The sequence below is a fragment of the Brevundimonas sp. genome (assembly GCF_030682035.1).
Lineage (GTDB): Bacteria > Pseudomonadota > Alphaproteobacteria > Caulobacterales > Caulobacteraceae > Brevundimonas.
In genome coordinates, this window is the sequence record NZ_JAUXQZ010000028.1 from 1 (window position 1) to 21,484 (window position 21,484).

At 67.3% G+C, this 21,484-nt stretch carries 26 protein-coding genes and 1 tRNA gene; 2 read left to right on the forward strand and 25 right to left on the reverse strand.

Annotated elements, in window-relative coordinates; all coding sequences use genetic code 11:
• Positions 1-81: 81 nt before the first annotated feature.
• From Q8K49_RS07895 to Q8K49_RS07925, 7 genes are all read right to left on the reverse strand, one after another.
• Positions 82-158: transfer RNA gene (locus tag Q8K49_RS07895), tRNA-Pro, on the reverse strand.
• 54 nt (positions 159-212) lie between these two features.
• Positions 213-638: a MerR family transcriptional regulator gene (locus Q8K49_RS07900; RefSeq protein WP_305305202.1), complete on the reverse strand. Its 426-nt coding sequence runs from the start codon at positions 636-638 to the stop codon at positions 213-215.
• A 5-nt stretch (positions 639-643) separates the two neighbouring features.
• Positions 644-952, reverse strand: a complete 309-nt coding sequence (locus tag Q8K49_RS07905) for an integration host factor subunit alpha (RefSeq protein WP_305305203.1) — start codon at positions 950-952, stop codon at positions 644-646.
• A gap of 75 nt (positions 953-1,027) precedes the next feature.
• A complete protein-coding gene (locus Q8K49_RS07910; RefSeq protein WP_305305204.1) occupies positions 1,028-2,005 on the reverse strand; it encodes a beta-ketoacyl-ACP synthase III in 978 nt (325 codons plus the stop codon).
• A complete protein-coding gene (gene plsX / locus Q8K49_RS07915) occupies positions 2,002-3,081 on the reverse strand; it encodes a phosphate acyltransferase PlsX (protein ID WP_305305205.1) in 1,080 nt (359 codons plus the stop codon). The genes Q8K49_RS07910 and plsX overlap by 4 nt, the downstream gene beginning before the upstream one ends.
• A 93-nt stretch (positions 3,082-3,174) precedes the next feature.
• Positions 3,175-3,687 carry a DUF177 domain-containing protein gene (locus tag Q8K49_RS07920; protein WP_305305206.1) on the reverse strand — a complete coding sequence of 171 codons (513 nt, stop codon included), beginning with the start codon at positions 3,685-3,687 and terminating at the stop codon, positions 3,175-3,177.
• The gene (locus tag Q8K49_RS07925) at positions 3,684-4,229 is read right to left on the reverse strand and encodes a ubiquinol-cytochrome C chaperone family protein (RefSeq protein ID WP_370867750.1); all 546 of its coding nucleotides are present in this window, start codon (positions 4,227-4,229) and stop codon (positions 3,684-3,686) included. The genes Q8K49_RS07920 and Q8K49_RS07925 overlap by 4 nt, the downstream gene beginning before the upstream one ends.
• Positions 4,230-4,312: 83 nt before the next feature.
• Here Q8K49_RS07925 and Q8K49_RS07930 point away from each other — a divergent pair, with 83 nt between their 5' ends.
• Positions 4,313-4,789, forward strand: a complete 477-nt coding sequence (locus tag Q8K49_RS07930; RefSeq protein ID WP_305305207.1) for an outer membrane protein assembly factor BamE — start codon at positions 4,313-4,315, stop codon at positions 4,787-4,789.
• 131 nt (positions 4,790-4,920) lie between these two features.
• Here Q8K49_RS07930 and Q8K49_RS07935 read toward each other — a convergent pair whose 3' ends face one another.
• The 18 genes from Q8K49_RS07935 to Q8K49_RS08015 all read right to left on the reverse strand — a co-directional run bounded on the left by Q8K49_RS07935 (position 4,921) and on the right by Q8K49_RS08015 (position 20,125).
• Positions 4,921-7,068 (reverse strand): sodium-translocating pyrophosphatase, encoded by a 2,148-nt coding sequence (locus tag Q8K49_RS07935; protein ID WP_305305208.1) that lies wholly within the window; start codon positions 7,066-7,068, stop codon positions 4,921-4,923.
• A 172-nt stretch (positions 7,069-7,240) separates the two neighbouring features.
• A complete protein-coding gene (locus Q8K49_RS07940; protein ID WP_305305209.1) occupies positions 7,241-7,657 on the reverse strand; it encodes a hypothetical protein in 417 nt (138 codons plus the stop codon).
• Positions 7,658-7,694: 37 nt separating this feature from the next.
• Positions 7,695-8,684: a thiamine-phosphate kinase gene (gene thiL / locus Q8K49_RS07945; RefSeq protein WP_305305210.1), complete on the reverse strand. Its 990-nt coding sequence runs from the start codon at positions 8,682-8,684 to the stop codon at positions 7,695-7,697.
• 7 nt (positions 8,685-8,691) lie between these two features.
• Positions 8,692-9,222 carry a transcription antitermination factor NusB gene (gene nusB / locus Q8K49_RS07950; protein ID WP_305305211.1) on the reverse strand — a complete coding sequence of 177 codons (531 nt, stop codon included), beginning with the start codon at positions 9,220-9,222 and terminating at the stop codon, positions 8,692-8,694.
• Positions 9,219-9,680: a 6,7-dimethyl-8-ribityllumazine synthase gene (ribH, locus tag Q8K49_RS07955; protein ID WP_305305297.1), complete on the reverse strand. Its 462-nt coding sequence runs from the start codon at positions 9,678-9,680 to the stop codon at positions 9,219-9,221. Before ribH ends, nusB begins: the two co-directional genes overlap by 4 nt.
• The gene (ribB, locus tag Q8K49_RS07960) at positions 9,677-10,810 is read right to left on the reverse strand and encodes a 3,4-dihydroxy-2-butanone-4-phosphate synthase (RefSeq protein ID WP_305305212.1); all 1,134 of its coding nucleotides are present in this window, start codon (positions 10,808-10,810) and stop codon (positions 9,677-9,679) included. Before ribB ends, ribH begins: the two co-directional genes overlap by 4 nt.
• Positions 10,810-11,415: a riboflavin synthase gene (locus Q8K49_RS07965; protein ID WP_305305213.1), complete on the reverse strand. Its 606-nt coding sequence runs from the start codon at positions 11,413-11,415 to the stop codon at positions 10,810-10,812. Before Q8K49_RS07965 ends, ribB begins: the two co-directional genes overlap by 1 nt.
• On the reverse strand, positions 11,415-12,065 hold the full coding sequence (locus Q8K49_RS07970; protein WP_305305214.1) for a RibD family protein: 651 nt from the start codon (positions 12,063-12,065) through the stop codon (positions 11,415-11,417). Before Q8K49_RS07970 ends, Q8K49_RS07965 begins: the two co-directional genes overlap by 1 nt.
• On the reverse strand, positions 12,065-12,523 hold the full coding sequence (gene nrdR, locus Q8K49_RS07975) for a transcriptional regulator NrdR (protein WP_305305215.1): 459 nt from the start codon (positions 12,521-12,523) through the stop codon (positions 12,065-12,067). The genes Q8K49_RS07970 and nrdR overlap by 1 nt, the downstream gene beginning before the upstream one ends.
• A gap of 7 nt (positions 12,524-12,530) precedes the next feature.
• Positions 12,531-13,814: a serine hydroxymethyltransferase gene (glyA, locus tag Q8K49_RS07980; RefSeq protein ID WP_370867751.1), complete on the reverse strand. Its 1,284-nt coding sequence runs from the start codon at positions 13,812-13,814 to the stop codon at positions 12,531-12,533.
• Between the two features lie 67 nt (positions 13,815-13,881).
• A complete protein-coding gene (locus tag Q8K49_RS14855) occupies positions 13,882-14,088 on the reverse strand; it encodes a hypothetical protein (protein ID WP_370867755.1) in 207 nt (68 codons plus the stop codon).
• Positions 14,054-15,280, reverse strand: coding sequence for a 5-aminolevulinate synthase (gene hemA, locus Q8K49_RS07985; RefSeq protein ID WP_305305217.1), 1,227 nt, complete (start codon positions 15,278-15,280; stop codon positions 14,054-14,056). The genes Q8K49_RS14855 and hemA overlap by 35 nt, the downstream gene beginning before the upstream one ends.
• A 118-nt stretch (positions 15,281-15,398) precedes the next feature.
• Positions 15,399-16,463, reverse strand: coding sequence for a 3-hydroxyisobutyrate dehydrogenase (gene mmsB, locus Q8K49_RS07990; protein WP_370867752.1), 1,065 nt, complete (start codon positions 16,461-16,463; stop codon positions 15,399-15,401).
• Positions 16,381-17,130, reverse strand: a complete 750-nt coding sequence (locus Q8K49_RS07995; RefSeq protein ID WP_305305219.1) for a class I SAM-dependent methyltransferase — start codon at positions 17,128-17,130, stop codon at positions 16,381-16,383. The genes mmsB and Q8K49_RS07995 overlap by 83 nt, the downstream gene beginning before the upstream one ends.
• A 56-nt stretch (positions 17,131-17,186) precedes the next feature.
• Entirely contained in the window at positions 17,187-18,236 is a 1,050-nt protein-coding gene (locus Q8K49_RS08000) for an enoyl-CoA hydratase/isomerase family protein (RefSeq protein WP_305305220.1), read from the reverse strand.
• A 49-nt stretch (positions 18,237-18,285) separates the two neighbouring features.
• Positions 18,286-18,648 carry a hypothetical protein gene (locus Q8K49_RS08005; RefSeq protein ID WP_305305221.1) on the reverse strand — a complete coding sequence of 121 codons (363 nt, stop codon included), beginning with the start codon at positions 18,646-18,648 and terminating at the stop codon, positions 18,286-18,288.
• Positions 18,645-18,989, reverse strand: a complete 345-nt coding sequence (locus Q8K49_RS08010) for a hypothetical protein (RefSeq protein WP_305305222.1) — start codon at positions 18,987-18,989, stop codon at positions 18,645-18,647. The genes Q8K49_RS08005 and Q8K49_RS08010 overlap by 4 nt, the downstream gene beginning before the upstream one ends.
• Complete coding sequence (locus tag Q8K49_RS08015) at positions 18,986-20,125, reverse strand: isobutyryl-CoA dehydrogenase (RefSeq protein ID WP_305305223.1); 1,140 nt, start codon at positions 20,123-20,125, stop codon at positions 18,986-18,988. Before Q8K49_RS08015 ends, Q8K49_RS08010 begins: the two co-directional genes overlap by 4 nt.
• Positions 20,126-20,315: 190 nt before the next feature.
• Between Q8K49_RS08015 and hemB the strand changes: the two genes are divergently transcribed.
• Positions 20,316-21,320, forward strand: coding sequence for a porphobilinogen synthase (gene hemB / locus Q8K49_RS08020; protein ID WP_305305224.1), 1,005 nt, complete (start codon positions 20,316-20,318; stop codon positions 21,318-21,320).
• The last annotated feature ends 164 nt before the right edge of the window (positions 21,321-21,484 follow it).

The following is a 21,484-nucleotide window of genomic DNA, read 5'->3' on the forward strand; positions in this document are numbered from 1 at the left end:
CCAGGCTGAAACCCGGTCGCCCAATTGCAAAGGGGCCGCCCGAAAGCGACCCCTTCAACCAACCGTCTTCATTGAGGAAGATGGTCGGAGCGACAGGATTCGAACCTGCGACCCCTTGACCCCCAGTCAAGTGCGCTACCAGGCTGCGCCACGCTCCGAGAGGCGCTCCCTATAGACGGGGTTCGCGGTGCCGCAAACCGAAAAAGACGCGCTCAGCCGCTTCTGGACAGCACCGCCTCGAGACGGGCGCGCGCGCCCTCCAGCTCGGTCAACACCAGACGCAGGCGGATCGAGGACTGGCCCGTCGCCGCCGAAGCGGGAACTGTAGCCGGGGCAGCGCCTTCGGGCTCGAAGGTCACGACGCCGTCGGGGTCGCCATAGTGAGCCAGACGCCTCAGCCCCTGTTCCTTATGCAGGCGCTGGACGCCCTTGATGGTCAGGCCTTCCTCATGCAGCAACCGCTTGACCGACTTGAGCAGCACCACGTCCTGCGGCCGGTAGAAGCGCCGCCCGCCAGCCCGCTTCAGCGGCGTCAGGAAGGCGAATTTCGTCTCCCAGAAGCGCAACACGTGCTGGGGCGCGCCGACCTCGGTCGCAGCTTCTGAAATGGTTCGAAAGGCGTTGGGGCTCTTGGCCACGGGCGTCAGCCGCTCACGACTGCGTCGTGAACCCGGCCCTTCATGATCTGCGAGGCGCGGAAGCTGATGACACGCCGCGGATGGATCGCCGCCGGCTGGCCGGTCTTGGGATTGCGGCCCATGCGGGCCCGCTTCTCGCGTACCTGGAACACGCCAAAGCCGGACAGTTTCACCGTCTCGCCCCGCTCCAGCGATTCGATGATCAGTTCCAGCGTCCGTTCGACCAGGGCCGAGCACTCCTGCCGGGACAGGCCGACCTCGTCGTGCACCGCCTCACAAAGGTCCGCGCGTGTCAGAGTCTGGTGTTCGGGCAAGGTCCGCTCCCCTCCAAAGGTCGGTCGGCGGACATAAAAGGGCAAGCGTCGTCAAATGGAAAGGCGGAAATCGCCCTAAAGACGAAACGCGCAAGCGCCCCAGGTCAGACCGCCGCCCATGGCCTCCAGCAGGACCAGGTCGCCACGCTTGATCCGGCCGTCCTGAATCGCCGCGTCCAGCGCCAGTGGAATGGAGGCCGCCGAGGTGTTGGCGTGCATGGCCACGGTCGAGATCACCTTGTTTTCGTCCAGCCCCAGCCGGTCTCCGACGCCCTTGATGATGCGTTGATTGGCCTGGTGCGGCACGAACCAATCGACGTCGGCGATCTCGATGTTCGAGGCGGCGCAGCAGGCGGTGATGGCCTCGGCGATATTGACTACGGCATGACGGAAGACCTGGTTTCCGGCCATGCGCAGATGGCCGACAGTGCCGGTCGTGGCGGGGCCCCCGTCAACATACAGCAGGTCGGTCTTGGTGCCGTCACAGCGCAGCGCGAAGCCCAGCAAACCCTGATCCGCCTTGGTCCCCTGCCCCTCGCGCGGTTCAACCACGACGCAGCCTGCGCCGTCGCCAAACAGCACGCAGGTCGAGCGGTCAGTCCAGTCCATCAGCCGGGTCATTTCCTCTGCGCCGATGATCAGGGCGCATTTCGCCAGCCCGCGAGCGACGAAGCCGTCGGCAATGCTCAGCGCATAGACGAAGCCCGAGCAGACCGCCTGCACATCGAAGGCGATACAGGTCGGGGCGCCCAGCTTACGCTGCACGATCGAGGCGACCGACGGGAAGGTCATGTCAGGCGTGGTGGTGGCCACGATGATCAGATCAACATCGGCGGCGGTCCGGCCGGCGTCGGCCAAGGCCCGTCTGGCGGCTTCACTGGCCAGGTCGCTGGTCGGCTGGTCGTCGCGGGCGCGGTGGCGCTGCTGGATGCCGGTGCGTTCCTGAATCCATTCGTCCGAGGTGTCGACGATCTTCGCCAGATCGGCGTTGGTGATGACCTGTTCCGGCAGGAAAGAGCCGACGCCGGTCACGGCGCTGCGGATGACGCTCACTGGGAAGTCTCCGTTGCCGGGTCCGCCGGAACGGCGGGCGGCTGTTCGAGCACGGCGGTCAGGCGGTTGAAGCTCTCGCTGACCTTGATCAGATAGTCGCTGCGGGCCAGTTCGACAGCCACCCGGATGGCGGCGCCAAAGCCGCCCGGTGTCGCCCCGCCATGGCTTTTCACCACAATCCCGTTCAGGCCCAGCAGGGGCCCGCCGTTGTTGGCGTTGGGGTCGATTTTCTGACTCATGCGCCTCAGCGCCGGCATGGCCAGCAGCGCGCCCAGCTTTGACGTCGGGCTGGAGGTCAGGGCTTCCTTCATCAGGCCGGCGATGAATTTGGCCACCCCTTCGGCCGTCTTCAGCGCGATATTGCCGGTGAAGCCGTCCGTCACGACCACGTCCACCGTGCCCCTGGCGATGTCCGTGCCCTCTACGAAACCGAAATAGTCCAGCCCGAAGCCGCCCTCACGCAACAGACGCGCCGCCTCGCGCACCTCTTCGTGACCCTTCATGTCCTCGGAGCCGACGTTCAGAATGCCGATGGTCGGTTTCGCGACCCTGTGGACGGCGGTCATGAAGGCCTCGCCCATGATGGCGAACTCGACCAGCTGGGCGGCGTCGCTTTCAATATTGGCCCCTACGTCGAGCACGGCGGTGACGCCTTTCGGTGTCGGCCAGCTGGCCACGATGGCCGGCCTCTCCAGTCCCGGCGCGGACATGCGCAACAGCAGTTTGGAGATGGCCATCAGGCCGCCGGTGTTGCCCGCGGACACCACGGCACCGGCCTCGCCCGACTTGACCGCCTCAATGGCGTTCCACAGGCTGGAACCCTTGCCCCGGCGCATCGCCTGGGCGGGCTTTTCATCCATGGCCACAACCTTGTCGGTGTGTCGCACGATGCAAACGTCTTCGGTCAGGCCGCATTTGGCCATTTCGGCGCGAATCGCCGTTTCGGCGCCGTGCAGGATGAAGCGCACGCCCTCGCCGCCGTGCCGTTTGCGGTAGTCCCGGACGCCGGGGACCACGACCGACGGACCATGGTCTCCGCCCATGGCGTCGAGCGAAATCAGGATCGGGGATGACAAGCCGTTTCGACTCCGTCGCGCCGTCAGTCCGGCGCTTGTCAGTTTGGCGACGATAGCGCCGCATCGGGGGGATGCAACCGCGCCACCCGTACGTCAACCTTCGTCGGAAGGCCGAAGTTGCTTCAGCACCGCGAACGGCGAAATTTCAGCGGGTTCGGGCGGCTGAACGAACTCGGCGCCGGCCTTGCGCGGGAACGGATCCAGCCTCAGCGCCAGCTGTTCCACAGCGTACTGGCCCAGATCGATCTGGCCGTTCTCGATCAGGTCGGGCGATTCGTCGTCCATGGTGATGACGACTTCATCAGACTCCTCATCCACCGCCTCGGCCAGGGTCAGCACGAAGGGGGCGTCGATCTCGAGGGGCAGAGGCTCCAGAGTGATGCCGCAGGTCTGGGCCAGGCTGGCGCGCACCCGGCCCGACAACCGCCAGCCCGCGGGCGACGGCGCCAGGTCCATCTCGGCGGTGAAGGCGTCCAGCGAGGCGAGATCCAGCGCCTTGACGATCCGCGCGCGCGCGGCCGCGTCGGGCTCGAGCGTCCGCTTCACGCCGCCAGCGACCTGATGCAGGCGGACAGGCTCGCTGTAGGGAAGATCGGGAAGGGTCATGCGACTGTCTCCGCCCATTCCGGGGCGTCGGTGACAGCGGCGAAGGTCTGGGCCGCCAGACGGGCGCGGCTGGCGAGGGCATAGGCGGCCAGGGCGTCACCCGTCGCGGCGTCCTCGCTCTCATACACATTACGGGCCAGGGCCGCGGCCAGCGCCGCCGCGTCGCCGTCCCGCAAAGGCGCCTCCCAGGCGGTCATCCGGCCGTACAGGGCCTCGCCCAGTTTGCGCATCTTCTTGCCGACCGAGACATCGCCCACGCCCAGTTCGCGCAAGGCGTGGTCCAGCGCCGAGACATAGGTGTTGAACAGATCCTGTCCGGCCTCGGCGCCGCGGTCGCCCCCAAGGCCCCCCTCGTCGCGCAGCCGCATGACCAGAAGCAGAACGTGAAGCGTGTAGAGCTCGAACCGCGCGTCGATCCGGTCGGCCACGCCGAACCGGGTATAGAAGGCCGGATCGCGTGCCTGACGCACGGCCGCTTCATACAGCGGCTGGCCCAGACGCTCGCGGGGACGGGTTCGAAACAGATTCTGAAGCATGATCATACGGCCCCTTTTCCGCCGCGCCGTTGAACTAAGGCTCGGGTCCGGTTAGGTCAAAGACCTTGTTGAAGTCGCAGGCGCCGCAAATGCTCCGTACGAACCTCCTGATCGCCGCTCTCGCGGCCGTCGCCCTGACCAGCGCCTGCGCCCCCGTGGTGGGCCAGAACGGCTTCCAGGCGATCGACGCCAAGCCGACGGACGTCGTCGCCGGCACGGACACAAAACAGACGGTGCTGACCCGGCTGGGCACGCCGTCCACGACCTCGACCTTCGAACGCGACAATGTCTGGTACTACATCAGCCAGGTGACCGAGAAATACACCTACAACCGGCCGCATGTGACCCAGCGCTCGGTAACCGAGATCACCTTCAACGACGCGGGTCTGGTGTCCGAGGTTCGCACCCTCGGCCTCGAAGACGGCCAGCGGCTCGCCATGAACGATCGCGAGACCCCGACCCGCGGGCGTCAGCTGACCATCCTCGAGCAACTGCTCGGCAACGTGGGCCGCGGCCAGCTGCCGCGCACCGACGAGGACCAGCCTGGCCAGCAGCGCCGGGAGTAGGTCGACCATTCCTCCCCCTTCGCTACGCTTGGAGGAGGAATAAAGAAGGCCCCAGAGATCGCTCTCCGGGGCCTCTTTCACTGGCGACCGCCGCGTCCCGCTCCGGAACGCGGCGGCTTGTTTCGGCTGGATCAGAACACCTTGCCGCTGGCCAGGACGGCGAGCAGCAGCAGCGCCACGATGTTGGTGATCTTGATCATCGGGTTCACCGCCGGACCGGAGGTGTCCTTGTAGGGATCGCCGACCGTGTCGCCGGTCACCGCGGCCTTGTGCGCCTCGGAGCCCTTGCCGTGGACGACGCCGTTCTTGTCGGTGAAGCCCTCTTCGATCACCTTCTTGGCGTTGTCCCAGGCGCCGCCGCCCGAGGTCATCGAGATGGCGACGAACAGGCCGGTGACGATCACGCCCATCAGCATGGCGCCGAGGGCGGCGAAGGCCGTGGCCTTGTCCGAGATCGACAGCACGGCGACGAACAGGACGATCGGCGACAGCACCGGCAGCAGGGACGGCACGATCATCTCCTTGATCGCCGCCTTGGTCAGGATGTCGACGGCCCGGCCGTACTCGGGCTTGACCTCATAGGTCATGATACCCGGGTTCTCGCGGAACTGGCGACGCACCTCGGCCACGACAGCCTCGGCCGCGCGACCCACCGCCATCATGGACATGCCGCCAAACAGGAAGGGCAGCAGCCCCCCGAACAGCAGGCCGACGACGACGTACGGATTGGTCAGGCCGAAATCGATCTCGCCCATGCCCGCGAAGAACGGGAACAGGTCCGGGTTGGCGGCGAAATAGTTAAGGTCAGAGGTGTAGGCCGCGAACAGCACCAAGGCGCCGAGACCGGCCGAACCGATCGCATAGCCCTTGGTCACGGCCTTGGTGGTGTTGCCAACGGCATCGAGAGCGTCGGTCGAATGACGCACTTCACTGGGCAGGCCCGCCATCTCGGCAATGCCGCCGGCGTTGTCGGTGACCGGACCAAAGGCGTCCAGCGCCACGATCATCCCCGCCACGCCCAGCATGGTCGTGGTGGCGATCGCGATGCCGAACAGGCCCGCCAGCTGATAGCTGGCGATGATACCGACAATGATGGTCAGGGCCGGCAGGGCGGTCGACTCCAGCGAGACGGCCAGACCCTGGATGACGTTGGTGCCGTGGCCCGAAACCGAGGCGTTGGCGACAGAGCGAACCGGGCGGAAGTTGGAGCCGGTGTAGTATTCGGTGATCACCACGATGGCGGCAGTGACCAGCAGTCCGACCATGCCGGACCAGAACAGGCTCATCGGTTCGATGGTCAGGCCGGTGTTGGTGACGATCGGGCCGGTGATCAGCTTCTCAATGACGAAATACACGGCGATCGCCGACAGCACGCCGGTGACGATCAGGCCTTGGTACAGGGCGCCCATGATGTTCTGGCTCTTGCCCAGACGGACGCAGAAGCTGCCGATGATCGAGGTGACGATACAGATGCCGCAGATGGCCAGCGGCAGCAGCATCATGGTGTCGACGTAGGGCTGGTCGCGGAAGAAGATCGCCGCCAGCACCATGGTGGCGACCGTGGTCACCGCATAGGTCTCGAACAGGTCGGCGGCCATGCCGGCGCAGTCGCCGACGTTGTCGCCCACGTTGTCGGCGATGGTCGCCGCGTTGCGGGGGTCATCCTCCGGGATCCCGGCCTCGACCTTGCCCACCATGTCGCCGCCCACGTCGGCGCCCTTGGTGAAGATGCCGCCGCCCAGGCGCGCGAAGATGGAGATCAGCGAAGCGCCGAAGCCCAGGGCCACCAGACCGTCGATGACCTCGCGGCTGGTAGGCTCAAAGCCCGCGCCGGCAGTCAGGAAGGCGTAGTAGCCGGCCACGCCCAGAAGCGCGCCGCCCGCCACGAACATGCCGGTGATGGCGCCCGAGCGGAAGGCCAGGTCCAGACCCTTGGCGAGGCTCTCGGATGCGGCCTGCGCAGTGCGGACGTTGGCCCGCACCGAGATCAGCATGCCCGCGAAACCGGCCAGGCCCGACAGGACCGCGCCGATGACAAAGCCGATGGCGGCATAAATGCCGATCAGGAACCAGGCTGCGACGAGGATGACCACGCCGACCATGGCGATGGTGGTGTACTGCCGCCGCAGATAGGCTGAGGCGCCTTCCTGGATCGCTGCAGCGATCTCGCGCATCTTGTCGTTGCCGGTACTGGCCTTCATCAACGAGGCGGTCTGGATCAGTCCGTAAAGGACCCCCAGCGCGCCTGCGGCGATGACCAGCCACAGATAGTTGCTCATGACGTTTCCAAGTCCTGTGATCTTCAGACGCCCGGTCCCTTGGCGCGGTGGGCGTTAGCCGCCTCTTTCCGCCTTCCGGTCCCCCCGTGCGCACCGGACGCATGTTGCGTCCTTGGGGAATTGCGGCGGAAACGTGCCAAATACCGGCAGGCGACGCAACAGGCGATGTTGATCAACCCGTTGGGACGCCGGTCCGACGGCGCGGAGCCTGACTGACGATCTCGACCCGGGTGACCGAGCCGCGTCCCGCGATGGTGGTCGCTGACCGTATCAGGCTGGTGGACAGGGCGGCCGGATCGATTCGGGTCCAGTCATCCGCCACCACGAAGGGCGTCCGGTGACCGGCCCGGACCAGGGCGTCGCGCAGATAGGCCTCCTTGGCGCGCATCGTCTCCGGCGTCGCCGAACCACCGAGATGCAGGCGGAGCGACACAAAGACGTAGTTGCGCAGTCGCCCGCCGGCGATGATCGGCAGGCCCACGCCAGGCATGCTCAGGCTCTGGCCGGAGGCGGGCGCGTCCTGGGCCAGCGCCGCCGGAGCGACAGCAGACAGGACGGCGGTGGCGGCGATAAGGTCACGACGGCGCATGGCGTCACCGTGACGGCGACGCCTTGAGAAATCGTTGTCAACTGTGAGTGAAACCGGCGCGGTCGAATATGACCGGCTGGCCGCCGAGGCGGACGGCGACGCCCTGCCCCGCTGTTACGCTGCCGATTCGGGTCAGGCGTAGATGCCGGCGATCGGCCTCGCGCCTGAGGGCGGCCTCATCGCGGGCCGAGGCGGTGAAGGCGATCTCATAGTCGTCCCCGCCGGTGACCAGCTTCTCCAGCGCTGCCTGCTCGTCCACCCGCCCGTCAAACCAGGCCTGCCCCGCCGCCGACAGCGGCACGCTCTCGAGGTCAATCTCAATGCGGCTGCCGCTGGCATCGGCCAGATGTTCAAGGTCGGCGATCAGGCCGTCAGAGACGTCGATGGCCGCGCTGGCCATGTCGCGAATCGGCAGGGCGAAATCGATGCGCGGCGTGGGCGTCCGATAGTGGTCCGACAGGGCGCCGACCCGCTCGGCGTCCAGCGACAGCCGACCCTGCACCCCTTCGAGCCCCAGCCAGCCGTCGCCGATGGCTCCGGTCACGAAAACCAGGTCGCCGGGTCTGGCGCCGGCGCGTCCCACTGTGCGGCCCTTGGGGATCCAGCCCAGCAGCGTCATCGAGAAGCTGGCTGGCCCGGGCGTGGCGACGGTGTCCCCGCCCAGCAGGGCGATGCCGAAGGCTTTTTGGTCGGTCCGGAGACCGTCCACGAAGGTCATTCGCTCGGGCCAGCCGCAGCGCGGGGACCAGTGGCAGGCCAGCAGATAGCCGAACGGCTCGGCTCCCTTGGCCGCCAGATCGGACAGGTTCACCCGCATCAGCTTGCGCGCCACCGTATCGAGCGGATCGGTCGGCAGGAAATGGACGCCTTCGACGATGGCGTCCTTGGTCAGAACCAGATCATGGCCGGCCCGCGACGGCACCACGGCGACATCATCCGCCAGCCCCCGACCCCATTCCGGATGCGCCAGCGGCGCGAACAGCCGCCGGATGGTCTCGAACTCGCCAGCGACATCGACCGCGGCCATTCGCTCGCTAAGCCTTCGGACGGACGTCTCGGGCGACGCCGTCCAGCGCTGCGTTGACGAATTTGGCTTCGGCATCGTCGAAGAAGGCCTTGGCCAGTTCGACATACTCATCAATGACGATTTCACGAGGCACGTCCTGACGGTCTCGCAACTCCCAGGCCCCGGCCCGCAGCAGCGCCCGCAGGGTGGAATCAAGCCGCTCAAGCCGCCAGTTCGACGCCAGCCGCGCCTTGACCGCCGTGTCGATGTCGCGCTGGCTCCCGACCACGCCGCGCACGATCCCGGCGAACCAGGCTTCATCGGCCTCGGCCAGCGGCTCGCCCTCCATGTCGGAGTCAAAGCGATGGTTCGAGAATTCGGCGATGACTGTGTCCACGCCCTCGCCGGCCAGTTCCATCTGATAGAGCGCCTGGACCGCCGCGAGGCGCGCAACCGTGCGGGCGCGCCGCTGGCGGCTGGTCAGCTGCGGCTCTGCGCGCTGCTTTTCGGCCTCAGCGAGTTGCTCGAGCACGGACTGGAGGCTGGCGGGTTCGGTCACGCGCCCAGTCCTAGCCGCAGCCGCTTGCGCAAGGCAATGAGGTCCAGACAGGCGCGGGCCGCGCCGCCGCCCTTGTCGCCCTCGCTGATCCGCGCCCGGGCCCAGGCCTGGTTCTCGTCCTCGGTGGCCAGGATACCGTTGCCGATGGCCACGCCCTTGACACCCAGACTGGCCAGCGCCGCCGCCGACTGATCCGCGACAATCTCGAAATGATAGGTCTCGCCCCGGATGACGCAGCCCAGGGCGACATAGCCGTCGTAGCGCGGGGCGGTCGGGAAACGGCCGGCCTCCTCGGCCAGGGCGATGGCGGTCGGGATCTCAAGGACCCCGGGCACCGATACGACGTCGAAATCGGCGCCCAGCGCGCGCAGGGCGCCCTTCGACCCTTCCAGCAGGGCGTCGGCCAGGTCGTCATAGAAGCGCGCCTCGACGATGAGGACGCGGGGGGGATCGCTCAGGATTGGTCTTCTCCGTCCATGTCGCGCCAGCCGGCGATGCGCAGGCCGTAGCCTTCAAGCGCTGCGGGGTTGGGGCGGGTCGAGCTCATCACGATCATGTCGCGCACGCCGAGATCGAGCAGGATCTGGGCCCCGACGCCGTAGTTGCGGATCGAACGGTCGACGGCCGCGGGCTTTTCAACCCCGGCCAGCCGCTCGGCTAGCCCGTGCAGGTCCGGGTCGCGCAGGAAGACGGTGACACCCGCGCCCTCGTGCCGGCTGATCGCCTGCAGGGCCTGAGGCACATAGTTCTGGCGGGCTTCGACATGGCCGAGGATATCCGCCGCGAAATCGACCTGGTGCATCCGCACCAGTGTCGGCTTGCCTGGCTCGATCTTGCCCTTGACCAGAGCGATATGCTCGTGACCCTCGATGGTGTTCCGGTACAGCATCAGCCGGAAGGGTCCGCCATGGACGCTTTCGAACGGCGTATCCATGACCCGCTCGACATAGCGTTCGGTGCGGCGGCGGTAGGCGATCAGGTCGGCGATGGTGCCTATCTTGAGGCCATGAAGTTGGGCGAAGGCGACCAGATCGGGCATCCGCGCCATCGAGCCGTCGTCGTTCATGATCTCGCAGATGACTCCGGCGGGCGTCAGCCCGGCCATGCGCGAGATGTCGACAGCCGCCTCGGTGTGGCCGGTGCGGACCAGAACGCCGCCGTCGCGGGCGACCAGCGGAAAGACGTGGCCCGGCGAGACGATGTCGTCGGCGCCCTTGGTCGGGTCTGAGGCGACCTGCACCGTCCGCGCGCGGTCGGCGGCGCTGATACCGGTGGTCACGCCCTCGCGCGCCTCGATGGAGACCGTGAAGGCCGTGCCCATACTGGTTCGGTTCTCGGCGGCCATGGGCGGCAGGCGTAGCTGGCGGGCGCGATCACCAGTGATGGCCAGACAAATGAGGCCGCGCGCGTGGCGGGCCATGAAATTGATCTGGTCCGGCGTGGCGAACTGGGCTGGAATAATGATGTCGCCCTCGTTCTCCCGATCCTCGGCGTCGACGAGGATGTAGGGCTTGCCGTTGCGGGCGTCCTCGAGGATGTCCTCAATGGGGCTGATCGGGCTGTCGTTCATGTTGGCGGCCAGTTGCATCACGCCGTCTCCTGCCACCGCGCGAGATATCGCGCCAGCATATCGATCTCGAGATTGACCATGTCACCGGCTTTCAGCGCACCCAGCGTCGTGGCCTCCCGGGTGTGGGGGATGATGTTGAGACCGAAAACCTCGCCCTCCACAGCGTTGACGGTCAGAGACACCCCGTCGACCGTGATCGACCCCTTGGCCGCGATATAGCGGTGCAGGGGCGCCGGGGCGGCGATGTCGATGCGGTGCGAGCCGCCCTCGGGCGTCACTGACACAACCCGGCCAAGTCCGTCGACATGCCCCGAGACGATATGACCCCCCAGTTCGTCGCCCAGTTTCGCGGCCCGCTCCAGATTGACCGGATCGCCCTCGCGCCAAGACCCCAGCGTGGTCTTCGACAGGGTCTCGCCCGACACCTCGACCGCGAACCAGCCCCCTCCTTGCGCGCCCTGGCCCTTTTCGGTGACCGTCAGACAGCAGCCCGCATGGCTGATCGATGCGCCGAGGTCGATGCCCAAGGTGTCCCAGGCGGTCTCGATCTCATAGCGCCGGTCGCGCTCGGTCTGTCTGACCGACCGGACGCGGCCGATGTCTGTGACGATGCCTGTGAACATCAGAGCCTCTCGTAGCGCTCCAACAGATCGGAACCCAGGGGCTCGACCGCAATACGGCGGAACCGTCGCGCCTCGCCCAACAGGGCGACGTCGAGCGAGCCAACGCCGGGGCGCGCCTCGGCCCCGAGCAGGATCGGGGCCCGGAACCATTCGATCCGGTCGACGGCGTCCGCGCGCAGGAAGCTGGCCGCCACCTGACCGCCGCCCTCGACCAGCAGCGACCGGATTCCCTCGCCGTACAGTGCGGCCAGGGTGTGGCTCAGCGACGGGCGCCCGTCCGGCGCCGCGTGCACCTTGATCACCCTGACCCCGGCCGCTTCGAGCCCGGGGGACGGAAACTGGACGGTGAAGACGATGAGCGGCGTTTCGCGCGCTGTCCGCACCAGGTTCGACTCCAGACCCAGCCGCTGACGGCTGTCGAGCACCACGCGCACGGGCTGGTCGATCGGGCGGCCGGGCAGCCGCGCCGTCAGTTGCGGATCGTCGGCGAGCGCCGTCTCGACGCCCACCAGAACGGCGTCATGGGCTGCGCGCAGGCGGTGGCCTTCCAGACGCGCTTCCTCGCCGGTGATCCACTGGCTCTCGCCCGAGGCCGTGGCGATACGGGCGTCCAGTGAGGTGGCCAGTTTCAGGGTGACGCGCGGGCGCATCAGCTTTCGTCCAGACCCTCATCGCCCAGGAACCGCGCGAAATCGCCGGTATGGCGGAAATCCTTGTAAACCGAGGCGTAGCGGACGTAGGCGACCTCATCGACCGACTTCAGCGCCTTCATGATGAAATCGCCGACCGTCGAGGACGGGATCTCGGTCTCGCCCAGGCTTTCGAGCTGGCGGGTGATGCGGCTGACCAGCTGCTCGATCTGCTCGGCCTGCACCGGGCGTTTGCGCAGGGCCACGTTCAGCGACCGCTCCAGCTTGTCGCGGTCAAAGGGCGCGCGGCGGCCGTTGCGCTTCAGGATCATCAGCTCGCGCAACTGCACCCGCTCGAAGGTGGTGAACCGCCCGCTGCACTGCGGGCAGGACCGGCGGCGACGGATGGCGGCGCCGTCGTCGGACGGGCGGCTGTCCTTCACCTGACTGTCCTGATGTCCGCAGAAAGGGCATTTCATCGGCGGTCTATCCGTAAATCGGGAAGCGACGCGTGAGTTCACGCACCTCGGCCGCGACCCGCTGCGACACGCCCGCGTCGGCCTCGTCGCCGCCCTTCATCGAGTCGATGACGTCGGCGATCCAGTGGCCGACCTGCTGGAACTCGCCCACGCCGAAGCCGCGGGTGGTGCCGGCCGGCGTACCAAGGCGGACGCCGGAGGTGATCGTGAAGGGCGTGCTGTCGAACGGCACGCCATTCTTGTTGCAGGTCATCAGGGCGTGCTCCAGCGCCGCCTCCGTGGCCTTGCCGGTGACGCCCTTGGGCCGCAGATCGACCAGCATCAGGTGGCTATCGGTGCCCCCCGAGACGATGGCCGCCCCCCGCTCAACCAGCACGGCGGCCAGGGCTTGGGCGTTGGTCACGACCTGCTGGGCATAGAGCTTGAACTCCGGCTTCAGCGCCTCGCCGAAGGCCACGGCCTTGGCGGCGATGACATGCTCCAGCGGCCCGCCCTGCAGGCCCGGGAAGACGGCGGAGTTGATCTTCTTCGCGATCTCACCGTCGTTGGTCAGGACCATGCCGCCGCGCGGGCCACGCAGGGTCTTGTGCGTCGTGGTGGTGACGACATGGGCGTGCGGCAGGGGGTCGGGATAGACGCCGCCGGCGATCAGGCCGGCATAGTGGGCCATGTCCACCATCAGATACGCCCCGACGCTGTCGGCGATCTCGCGGAAGCGCGCAAAGTCGATGTGGCGGCTGTAGGCGCTGGCGCCGGCGAGGATCAGCTTCGGCTTCTCCTTCCCGGCCATTTCCGCGACGTGGTCGTAGTCGATCAGATGATCGTCCTCGCGCACCTTGTAGGTCACGGGCCGGAACCATTTGCCGGACTGGTTGGCAGGCGAGCCGTGGGTCAGGTGGCCGCCGGCGGCCAGATCCATGCCCAGGAAGGCATCACCCGGCTGCAGCAGTGCCATGAATACGGCCTGGTTGGCCTGGGCCCCCGAGTGCGGCTGGACGTTGGCGAAGGCGCAGCCGAACAGGGTCTTGGCGCGTTCGCGGGCGAGGTTCTCGGTGACGTCGACATATTCGCAGCCGCCGTAGTAGCGGCGTCCGGGATAGCCCTCGGCGTATTTGTTGGTCAGGACCGAGCCCTGCGCCTCCAGCACCGCCTTCGAGACGATGTTCTCGGAGGCGATCAGCTCGATCTGCTCCTTCTGACGGCCCAGCTCGCCCTGGATGCCGCCGAAGATGTCGGGATCGGCCTCGGCGAGGCTTTTCGAGAAATAGGCGTCATGGGTGAAGGCGGTCACGTGGAGTCCCCGAAAACTGCGGTGCTTCATTTAGGCCCGCCGGCGAGGGACCACAACATCTTGTGGGTCAGCGCGCCGCCAAGGCCCGTTTCAGCTTGGCGAGGGCGATGCGCTCCAGACCCGCGCGTTCGGTCGCCGGCCCGATGGCCGAGGCCTCTACGCCGGTCGCGACGTGCACGGCGGAGCATTTCAGGTAGGGCCCGTTGCGGGTCAGTTCGACGATGACTTCGCCGATGTCGTCAGGCGACGGCAGGAAGGCGCGCCACGTTGCAATGGGTCCACAGGGCGTCCATGGCGCGGACGAGGTCGTCCATCATGGCGTCGGTGTGGTTGGGCGACGGGGTGAAGCGCAGCCGCTCCGTGCCCTTGGGCACGGTCGGATAGTTGATCGGCTGGACGTAGACGCCGTGCTCTTCCAGCAGCATGTCCGAGATCATCTTGGTGTGGACCGGATCGCCGACGAACACCGGCACGATGTGGCTGACCGAGTCCATCACCGGAATGCCGGCGGCGGCGAACCGGGCCTTGAGGGTGGCGGCGCGCTCCTGATGGGCCTCGCGCAGTTCCGGATGGGCCTTCAGGTGGCGCACCGAGGCCAGGGCCCCCGCGGTCAGGGCCGGCGGCAGGCTGGTGGTGAAGATGAAGCCCGAGGCCCAGCTGCGCACGGCGTCGATGATCACCGCGTCGGCGGCGATATAGCCGCCCATCACCCCGATGGCCTTGCCCAGGGTGCATTCGACGATGTCGATCCCGTCCAGCACCCCGTCGCGCTCGGCCACGCCCGCGCCCGTCGCGCCGTACAGGCCGACCGCATGGACTTCGTCGAGATAGGTCAGGGCGCCGTATTTACGGGCCAGGGCGATGGTCCCGGCCAGGTCGGCGATGTCGCCGTCCATGGAATAGACGCTCTCGAAGGCGATCAGCTTGGGCGCATCAACGGGCGCATCGCGCAGCAGGGCCTCCAGATGCTCCAGATCGTTGTGGGCGTAGATGTGCCGCTCGCAACCGCCGTTGCGGATGCCCGCGATCATCGAGGCGTGGTTCAGGCTGTCGGAGAAGATGATCAGCCCCGGCAGGATGCGCTGCAGGGTCGTCAAGGTCGCCTCATTGGCCACATAGCCCGAGGTGAACAGCAGGGCCGCTTCCTTCTGGTGCCAGCCGGCCAGTTCGGCTTCCAGATCGACCGCCGACCGGGTCGTGCCCGAGATGTTGCGCGTGCCGCCGGCTCCGGCGCCGACCGCCTCGATCTCGGCCTGCATGGCCTCCAGCACCGCCGGGTGCTGGCCCATGCCCAGATAGTCGTTGGAGCACCAGACGATGACGTCCTGCTCGCTTCCGTCGGCGCGACGGCGGATGGCTTTCGGGAACTCGCCGCGCACGCGCTTGAGGTCGGCGAAGACGCGATAGCGCCCCTCGCCCTTGACCTGCTCCACAGCGGTCTGGAATGCGGCCTGGTAGTCGAACAAGCGCTGGAGCCCCGAACGGCACGAAACTGATGGTCGGGTGATGCGCCGATCAGGCCGATTTGTCCATGAATCGGAACGGACAAAAGGCCGCAAGTCCTTAATTGATAACGGTTCTCAACTATGCCTTCGGCAACTGGTCCAGTTCTCCCCGCAGCATCTGCAAGATGCCCGAGAAGTCCCGGCCGCCGTAACCCAACCGATCGAACAGCTGAAACAGGGCCTCGGTCTGGGCGCCCAGGGGCGTGCTCGCCCCCGACCTGGCCGCCGCGTCCTGGGCCAGTTTCAAATCCTTCAGCATCATGACCGTGGCGAAGCCGCCGTCGTAGTTGCGGTTCGACGGCGCGGTCGGCACTGGGCCGGGCCACGGATAGTAGGTGGTCACGCTCCAGCTCTGGCCCGAGGACTTGGCGGCGATGTCGAAGAATTTCACCGGGTCCAGACCCAGTTTCTCCGCCAGGGCGATGGCCTCGCAGGTCCCCAGCATGGTGATGCCGAGGATCATGTTGTTGCAGATCTTGGCCGCCTGCCCCGCCCCGTGGTCACCGGCGCGGAAGCTGGCCCGGCTCATGGGCTCCAGCGCCGCCTCGATGCGGGCGAACTCCGGCTCGTCGCAGCCGACCATGAAGGCGAGGGTTCCGGCGTCCGCCGCCATGGTCCCGCCCGAGACGGGGGCGTCGGCGAAGGTGTAACCCGCCTCTCCGGCCAGACCCGCCACCTTGCGCGCCGTGTCCACGTCGATGGTCGAACAGTCCAACAGCAGGGCCGAGGTCGGCGCCGCGCCGATGATCTGTTCCGCATAGACCTTCAGCACATGCGGACCGGCGGGCAACATGGTGATGACGACGTCAGCGTCCTTGACCGCCTCGACGACCGAGCCGACCGGCGTGCAGCCCGCGGCGGCGGCGCGGTCCAGCGCGGCCTGCGCCAGGTCGAAAGCGGCGACAGCGTGGCCGGCCCTGGCCTGGTTGGCGGCCATGCCCCCGCCCATGTTGCCGAGGCCGATGAAGGCGATCTTGTGGGTCATGGCGTCGTCTCCCGATAAACTGGCGGGAGGGTTAGCCGCTCGCCCACGCTCTCGCCAGCACCCCACATGAATTTGCTCAGCCGGGTTTGCGGAAACGATAGACGAACTGGTCGGTTCGGCCGCGGATGGCCTCGTCGAAGACATTGACGGTGCGATCATCCGCCGGATTGGCGACGGCGTTGGACTCTCCGTCGAAAACGAAGCCGGCTGCCTCGACCTCGGCCCGCAAGGAGGCGCCCTCGATGCGGTGCAGGGTCTGGACCTCGCTGTGCCCGGTGCCGGCCCGGCCCGCGTGATCGATGACGATGAAGACGCCGCCGGGCTTCAGGGCGGCGAAGATCGCCCGGTTCATCAGGGCCACATCAGTGTTGAAGGCCGGGATGTGAAAGTCGTGATATTCTTGGCTCATGAACACCGCGTCGAGCGGCTCGGGGAAGCTCAAGGTATTCAGGTCTCCGTTGACCCGCATCACATTGGGATAGGCGGCGACCAGGGCGTCAGCCCGGCCGTTCTCGCGCTCTGCAGTGCGGTTGGGCACGAAGGCATAGACCTTGCCCGTGTCGCCGACGGTGCGGGCGAACAACCGGGTGAAATAGCCGGCGCCGGGGCGGATGTCGGCGACCTTCCAGCCCGGGGCGACCCCGGCGAAGGCCAGCATCCGGTCGGGATGGCGGAAGGGGTCGCGGGCGACTTCATCGGCCGGGCGCAGCGGATCGGCGACAGCGGCGCGGTGCAGTTCAGCGAGCGCCGGGGTCTGATAGTCCCCGGAGGCGCAGGCGCCCAGGGACAGGGCGATGACGGCGGCGGCGAACAACGATTTCAGCATGACGGTCCCCTTGGCGAGGACGAAACTACGCCCCGATTGTCACCGGGATGCAAGTGCTACGGCAGCGGTGTCCACACCTGATCAGGCGGGATCGGCGCAAACAGTCGCTCAAGGTCGGCCTCGCTGACGCCGGACAGGTCGGCGGGCGACCAGTTCGGCCTATTGTCCTTGTCCACCACCACGGCGCGGACACCCTCCTGGAAATCATGGGTCCGGACCACCCGGCCGCCGAGGCGGTATTCCAGCGCCATGTTCGCGGCGAAGGACGGCTGGGACCCACCGAGCCGCAATTGCCGCAGGGTGACCTTCAGGGCCTGCGGTGACTTGGTCCGCAAAGTCGCCAGTTGGGCCAGCGCCCAGTCGGAGCCGTCAGCCTCCAGCGCAGCGAAGACTTCCTCGACCGTGTCAAACGCGAACAGGCGGTCTATTGCCTCGCGGTGAGCGGCGGTGGGCGCCGGACCGGGATCGGCGGCGAAACTGGCGGCCACGGCCTGGGGGTTATCCGGATGGATCGCCAGCGCGGTCTTGAGCGCCTCGAGCCGTTCGGCGGGGACGAAATGGGTGTGAATACCCAGCGCCACCGTATCCGCCGCCTTCAACCGCGCCCCGGTCAGCGCCAGCCAGACCCCGGTCTGGCCCGGCAAGCGCGGCAGGAACCAGCCGCCGCCAACATCGGGAAACAGACCGATGCCGGTCTCGGGCATGGCATAGGTGGTGCGTTCAGTGGCGATGCGGATGTCCGCAGGCTCCGAAATGCCCACGCCGCCGCCCATGACGATGCCGTCGACGATCGCCGTGATCGGCTTGGGATAGTCGAACAACAGGTGGTTCAGCCGGTATTCGACCTTGAAGAAGGCCCGGGCCTCGGACGCATCCCCTGCCCCGCTCTCGGCGATCATGCGGATGTCGCCGCCGGCGCAGAAGCCGCGCTCGCCCGCGTGGTCGATCAGCACTGACTGGACCGCGTCGTCGGTCCGCCAAACCAGCAGGGCCTCGGTCATCGCCTCGCACATGGCGCGGTTCAGCGCGTGCAGCGCCTTGGGCCGGTTCAGGGTGATGCGGCCGACGCCGGAATCGACGCGGGTCAGGACTTCAGACTCACTCATGGCGCCGCTCTAGGGGGGCGAAGCGGAGCCGTCCAGCCCGTCGCGGCCCTTACGCCGGATCCGCCAGCCAGTTCAGGCGGATGAACATGGGGCCCAGGCCGATATCGACCGGCTGGGGCTGGCCCTCGGCGGCCCCGGGGGCCAGCAGCAGGTCGGCTTCCAGCCGCGTCTCTCGGTCGAACACCGCGCCATTCGCCAGCTCGACCCCGGCCTTGAAGTCATAGTTCAGATGCAGGGCCAGCCGTCCGTCACTGTCAGTGCGATAGTCGCCGGATATCTTGCATCCGCCCGGATCGACGCCGACGAACCGGCCACCCTTGAAATGGGCGAGGACGGCGAGGCCATAGGCTTCGTCGTCCTGCGGGTCCTGATCCCCGCCGGCCTGGGCGATGGCGTAGAAACCGGGTTTCATGGTCGCAACATCCCTCGCGAGGTGATCACTCTCGTCCGCGTCTCGGGGTCCCTGAAGCCGGGTAGGCCGAGGTCGTTCACCTCATTGTCGAACCAGCGGACGGGCCACGGCGCAAGCTCCAGATCGGTGCTCACCGGATGGAACGCCAAGATCAGCGCCTGGGTGGAATCCACGCCCATCGCATAGCCTCGGCGCACCGACGCATCCGGCCATGCGATCGAATACTCGCACCGCCAGTCAGAATGGTCAGGCGTCGGCTTCATCCATCGGACAACGATCGGGAAGGTCTCGCCGTCGATGACCGTGTTGAACTCCCGCTCGCAGATGACCTCGCCGGTCACTGCCGCAACATCTCCCGCGCCGTGATCACCCGCATGATCTCATTGGTGCCCTCGAGTATCCGGTGCACCCGCAGGTCGCGAACGATCCGCTCCAGCGGATAGTCCTTCAGATAGCCGTAGCCGCCATGCAGCTGCAGGGCCTCGTCAGCGATCTGGAAACAGGCGTCGGTGGCGAAGCGCTTGGCCATGGCGCACCATTTGGTGGCCTCGGGGTGGCGCGTGTCCAGGGCCCAGGCCCCGCGCAGGACCAGCAGGCGGCAGGCCTCCAGCTGCGTCGCCATGTCGGCCAGTTTGAATTGCGTATTCTGGAAGTCCGACAAGGGTTTGCCGAACTGTTTTCGCATGGTGACGTAGGCTTGGGTCGTCTCCAGCGCCAGCCGGGCCCCGCCCAGCGAACAGGCGGCGATGTTCAGCCGGCCGCCGTCCAGACCCATCATGGCATAGCGGAAACCGTCGCCCTCCTTGCCCAGCAGGTTCGCCGCCGGGATGCGGCAGTCGTCGAAGGCGACGATGGCCGTGGGCTGGCTGTTCCAGCCCATCTTCTTCTCCTGCGCCCCGAAGCTCAGGCCGGGCGCATCCTTCTCGACCACGAAGGTGGAGATGCCCTTCGGCCCATCCGCGCCGGTGCGGGCCATGACGACATAGACGTCCGAGGTCCCGGCGCCCGAGATGAAGGCCTTGGAGCCGTTCAGCACCCAGTGATCGCCGTCACGCCGCGCCGTGGTGCGCAGGCCCGCCGCGTCGGATCCCGAGCCCGGCTCGGTCAGGCAGTAGCTGGCGATCAGCTCCATCGACACCAGCCGCGGCACATAGCGGGCGCGCAGGTCGTCCGAGCCGAATTTGTCGATCATCCACGTCGCCATATTGTGGATCGAGATGAAGGCGGCCGTTGACACGTCGCCGCGCGACAACTCTTCGAAGATCAGCGCCGCCTCGACCCGGCCCAGGGCCATGCCGCCGTGCTCCTCACCCGTGTAGATGCCGCAAAAGCCCATCTCGGCGGCGAGACGCATGACATCGACGGGGAAATGCTTGGTCTCGTCCCATTCGGCGCTGTGCGGGGCCAGTTCAGCCTCGGCGAACTGCCGGGCCGCGTCCTGGATGGCGCGCTGGTCGTCGTTGAGGGCGAAGTCCATGGGAGATTCCTCGAGTGTTCGGGCGCTTCTATCTGACCCCCTCTCCCAAAGGGAGAGGGTTTGAGCCTCCGGGAGCGAAGCGATCGGCAAGGCGAAAGGGTGAGGGCGTCCGGCGCCATGGCATTCAAACACCGTAACCCCTCCCCCAACCCCCTCCCGCCGGGAGGGGGCTTTCTCTATAGGTGGCTCCATGACCCAGCCGTTCGCCCCCGCCGCCTTCCCCTACGCCCGGCCTCGCCGCCTGCGCAGCAGTCCGTGGGTGCGCCGGCTCGTCGCCGAGACCGTGCTGACCCCGGCCGACCTGGTCTGGCCCCTGATCGTTCACGACGGCGCTGACGACCGGGTCCCGGTCGCCTCCATGCCCGGCGTCTTCCGCCTGTCACCCAAGGCCGCCGCCGCGGCCGCCGTCGAGGCGCGTGATCTCGGCATCCCCGCCGTGGCCCTGTTCCCCAATGTCGACGGCGGCATCAAGGACGCCATCGGCACGGGCGCGACCGATCCCGACGGCCTGATCCCCGCCTGTATCAAGGCCATCAAGGACGCGGCGCCCGAGATCGGCGTCATGACCGACGTGGCCCTGGACTGCTACACCGACCACGGCCACGACGGCGTAGTCGAGGACGGCCGCATCCTCAATGACGCCAGCCTCGAGCGGCTGGCCGAACAGGCCTTCATCCACGCCCACGCCGGGGCCGATATCGTGGCGCCCTCGGACATGATGGACGGCCGCGTCCAAGCCATCCGCGAGGCGCTGGAGGCCAACGGCCTCCACGACACCCTGATCCTGTCCTACGCCGCCAAATACGCCTCGGCCTTCTACGGCCCCTACCGCGACGCGGTCGGCTCGGCCAAGGCGCTGACCGGCGACAAGAAGACCTATCAGATGGATTACGCCAATTCCGACGAGGCCCTGCGCGAGGTGGCCACGGATATCGTCGAGGGCGCCGACGCCGTCATGGTCAAGCCGGGGATGTTGTATCTCGATATAATTCAGCGCGTTAGCGAGACCTTCAAGGTCCCGACCTTCGCCTATCAGGTGTCCGGCGAATACGCGATGATGCGGGCCGCGATGGCCAACGGCTGGCTCGAGGAAGACCGCGCCATCCTCGAATCCCTGCACGCCTTCAAGCGCGCCGGCTGCGCGGGGGTCCTGACCTATTTCGCCCCGCAGGCGGCGCGGTTGATGGGCGGATGACGCTCAAGGACTTCACGCGCGTCGCCCTGATCCGCGCCTGGCGCCGCCGCACCCCACCCTCAGCCATCGCGCTTCCGCCAATATCCGCCTGACCAGTGCGTCATCAAGCTTTGCCTTGACAGCCGTTAACCCTTGTTCGACAGACGCCGGTCGCGGGAGCGGAG

Coding starts and splice junctions, on each gene's coding strand:
- Q8K49_RS07920 (WP_305305206.1), bottom strand. CDS start 3,687: ATGACCCTTCCCGATCTTCCCTACAGCGAGCCTGTCCGCCTGCATCAG.
- Q8K49_RS07925 (WP_370867750.1), bottom strand. CDS start 4,229: ATGATCATGCTTCAGAATCTGTTTCGAACCCGTCCCCGCGAGCGTCTG.
- Q8K49_RS07930 (WP_305305207.1), top strand. CDS start 4,313: ATGCTCCGTACGAACCTCCTGATCGCCGCTCTCGCGGCCGTCGCCCTG.
- Q8K49_RS07935 (WP_305305208.1), bottom strand. CDS start 7,068: ATGAGCAACTATCTGTGGCTGGTCATCGCCGCAGGCGCGCTGGGGGTC.
- Q8K49_RS07940 (WP_305305209.1), bottom strand. CDS start 7,657: ATGCGCCGTCGTGACCTTATCGCCGCCACCGCCGTCCTGTCTGCTGTC.
- thiL (WP_305305210.1), bottom strand. CDS start 8,684: ATGGCCGCGGTCGATGTCGCTGGCGAGTTCGAGACCATCCGGCGGCTG.
- ribB (WP_305305212.1), bottom strand. CDS start 10,810: ATGCAACTGGCCGCCAACATGAACGACAGCCCGATCAGCCCCATTGAG.
- Q8K49_RS07965 (WP_305305213.1), bottom strand. CDS start 11,415: ATGTTCACAGGCATCGTCACAGACATCGGCCGCGTCCGGTCGGTCAGA.
- Q8K49_RS07970 (WP_305305214.1), bottom strand. CDS start 12,065: ATGCGCCCGCGCGTCACCCTGAAACTGGCCACCTCACTGGACGCCCGT.
- nrdR (WP_305305215.1), bottom strand. CDS start 12,523: ATGAAATGCCCTTTCTGCGGACATCAGGACAGTCAGGTGAAGGACAGC.
- mmsB (WP_370867752.1), bottom strand. CDS start 16,463: ATGATCGCACCGTCAATGTCTTCGACGAGGCCATCCGCGGCCGAACCG.
- Q8K49_RS07995 (WP_305305219.1), bottom strand. CDS start 17,130: ATGCTGAAATCGTTGTTCGCCGCCGCCGTCATCGCCCTGTCCCTGGGC.
- Q8K49_RS08000 (WP_305305220.1), bottom strand. CDS start 18,236: ATGAGTGAGTCTGAAGTCCTGACCCGCGTCGATTCCGGCGTCGGCCGC.
- Q8K49_RS08005 (WP_305305221.1), bottom strand. CDS start 18,648: ATGAAACCCGGTTTCTACGCCATCGCCCAGGCCGGCGGGGATCAGGAC.
- Q8K49_RS08015 (WP_305305223.1), bottom strand. CDS start 20,125: ATGGACTTCGCCCTCAACGACGACCAGCGCGCCATCCAGGACGCGGCC.
- hemB (WP_305305224.1), top strand. CDS start 20,316: ATGACCCAGCCGTTCGCCCCCGCCGCCTTCCCCTACGCCCGGCCTCGC.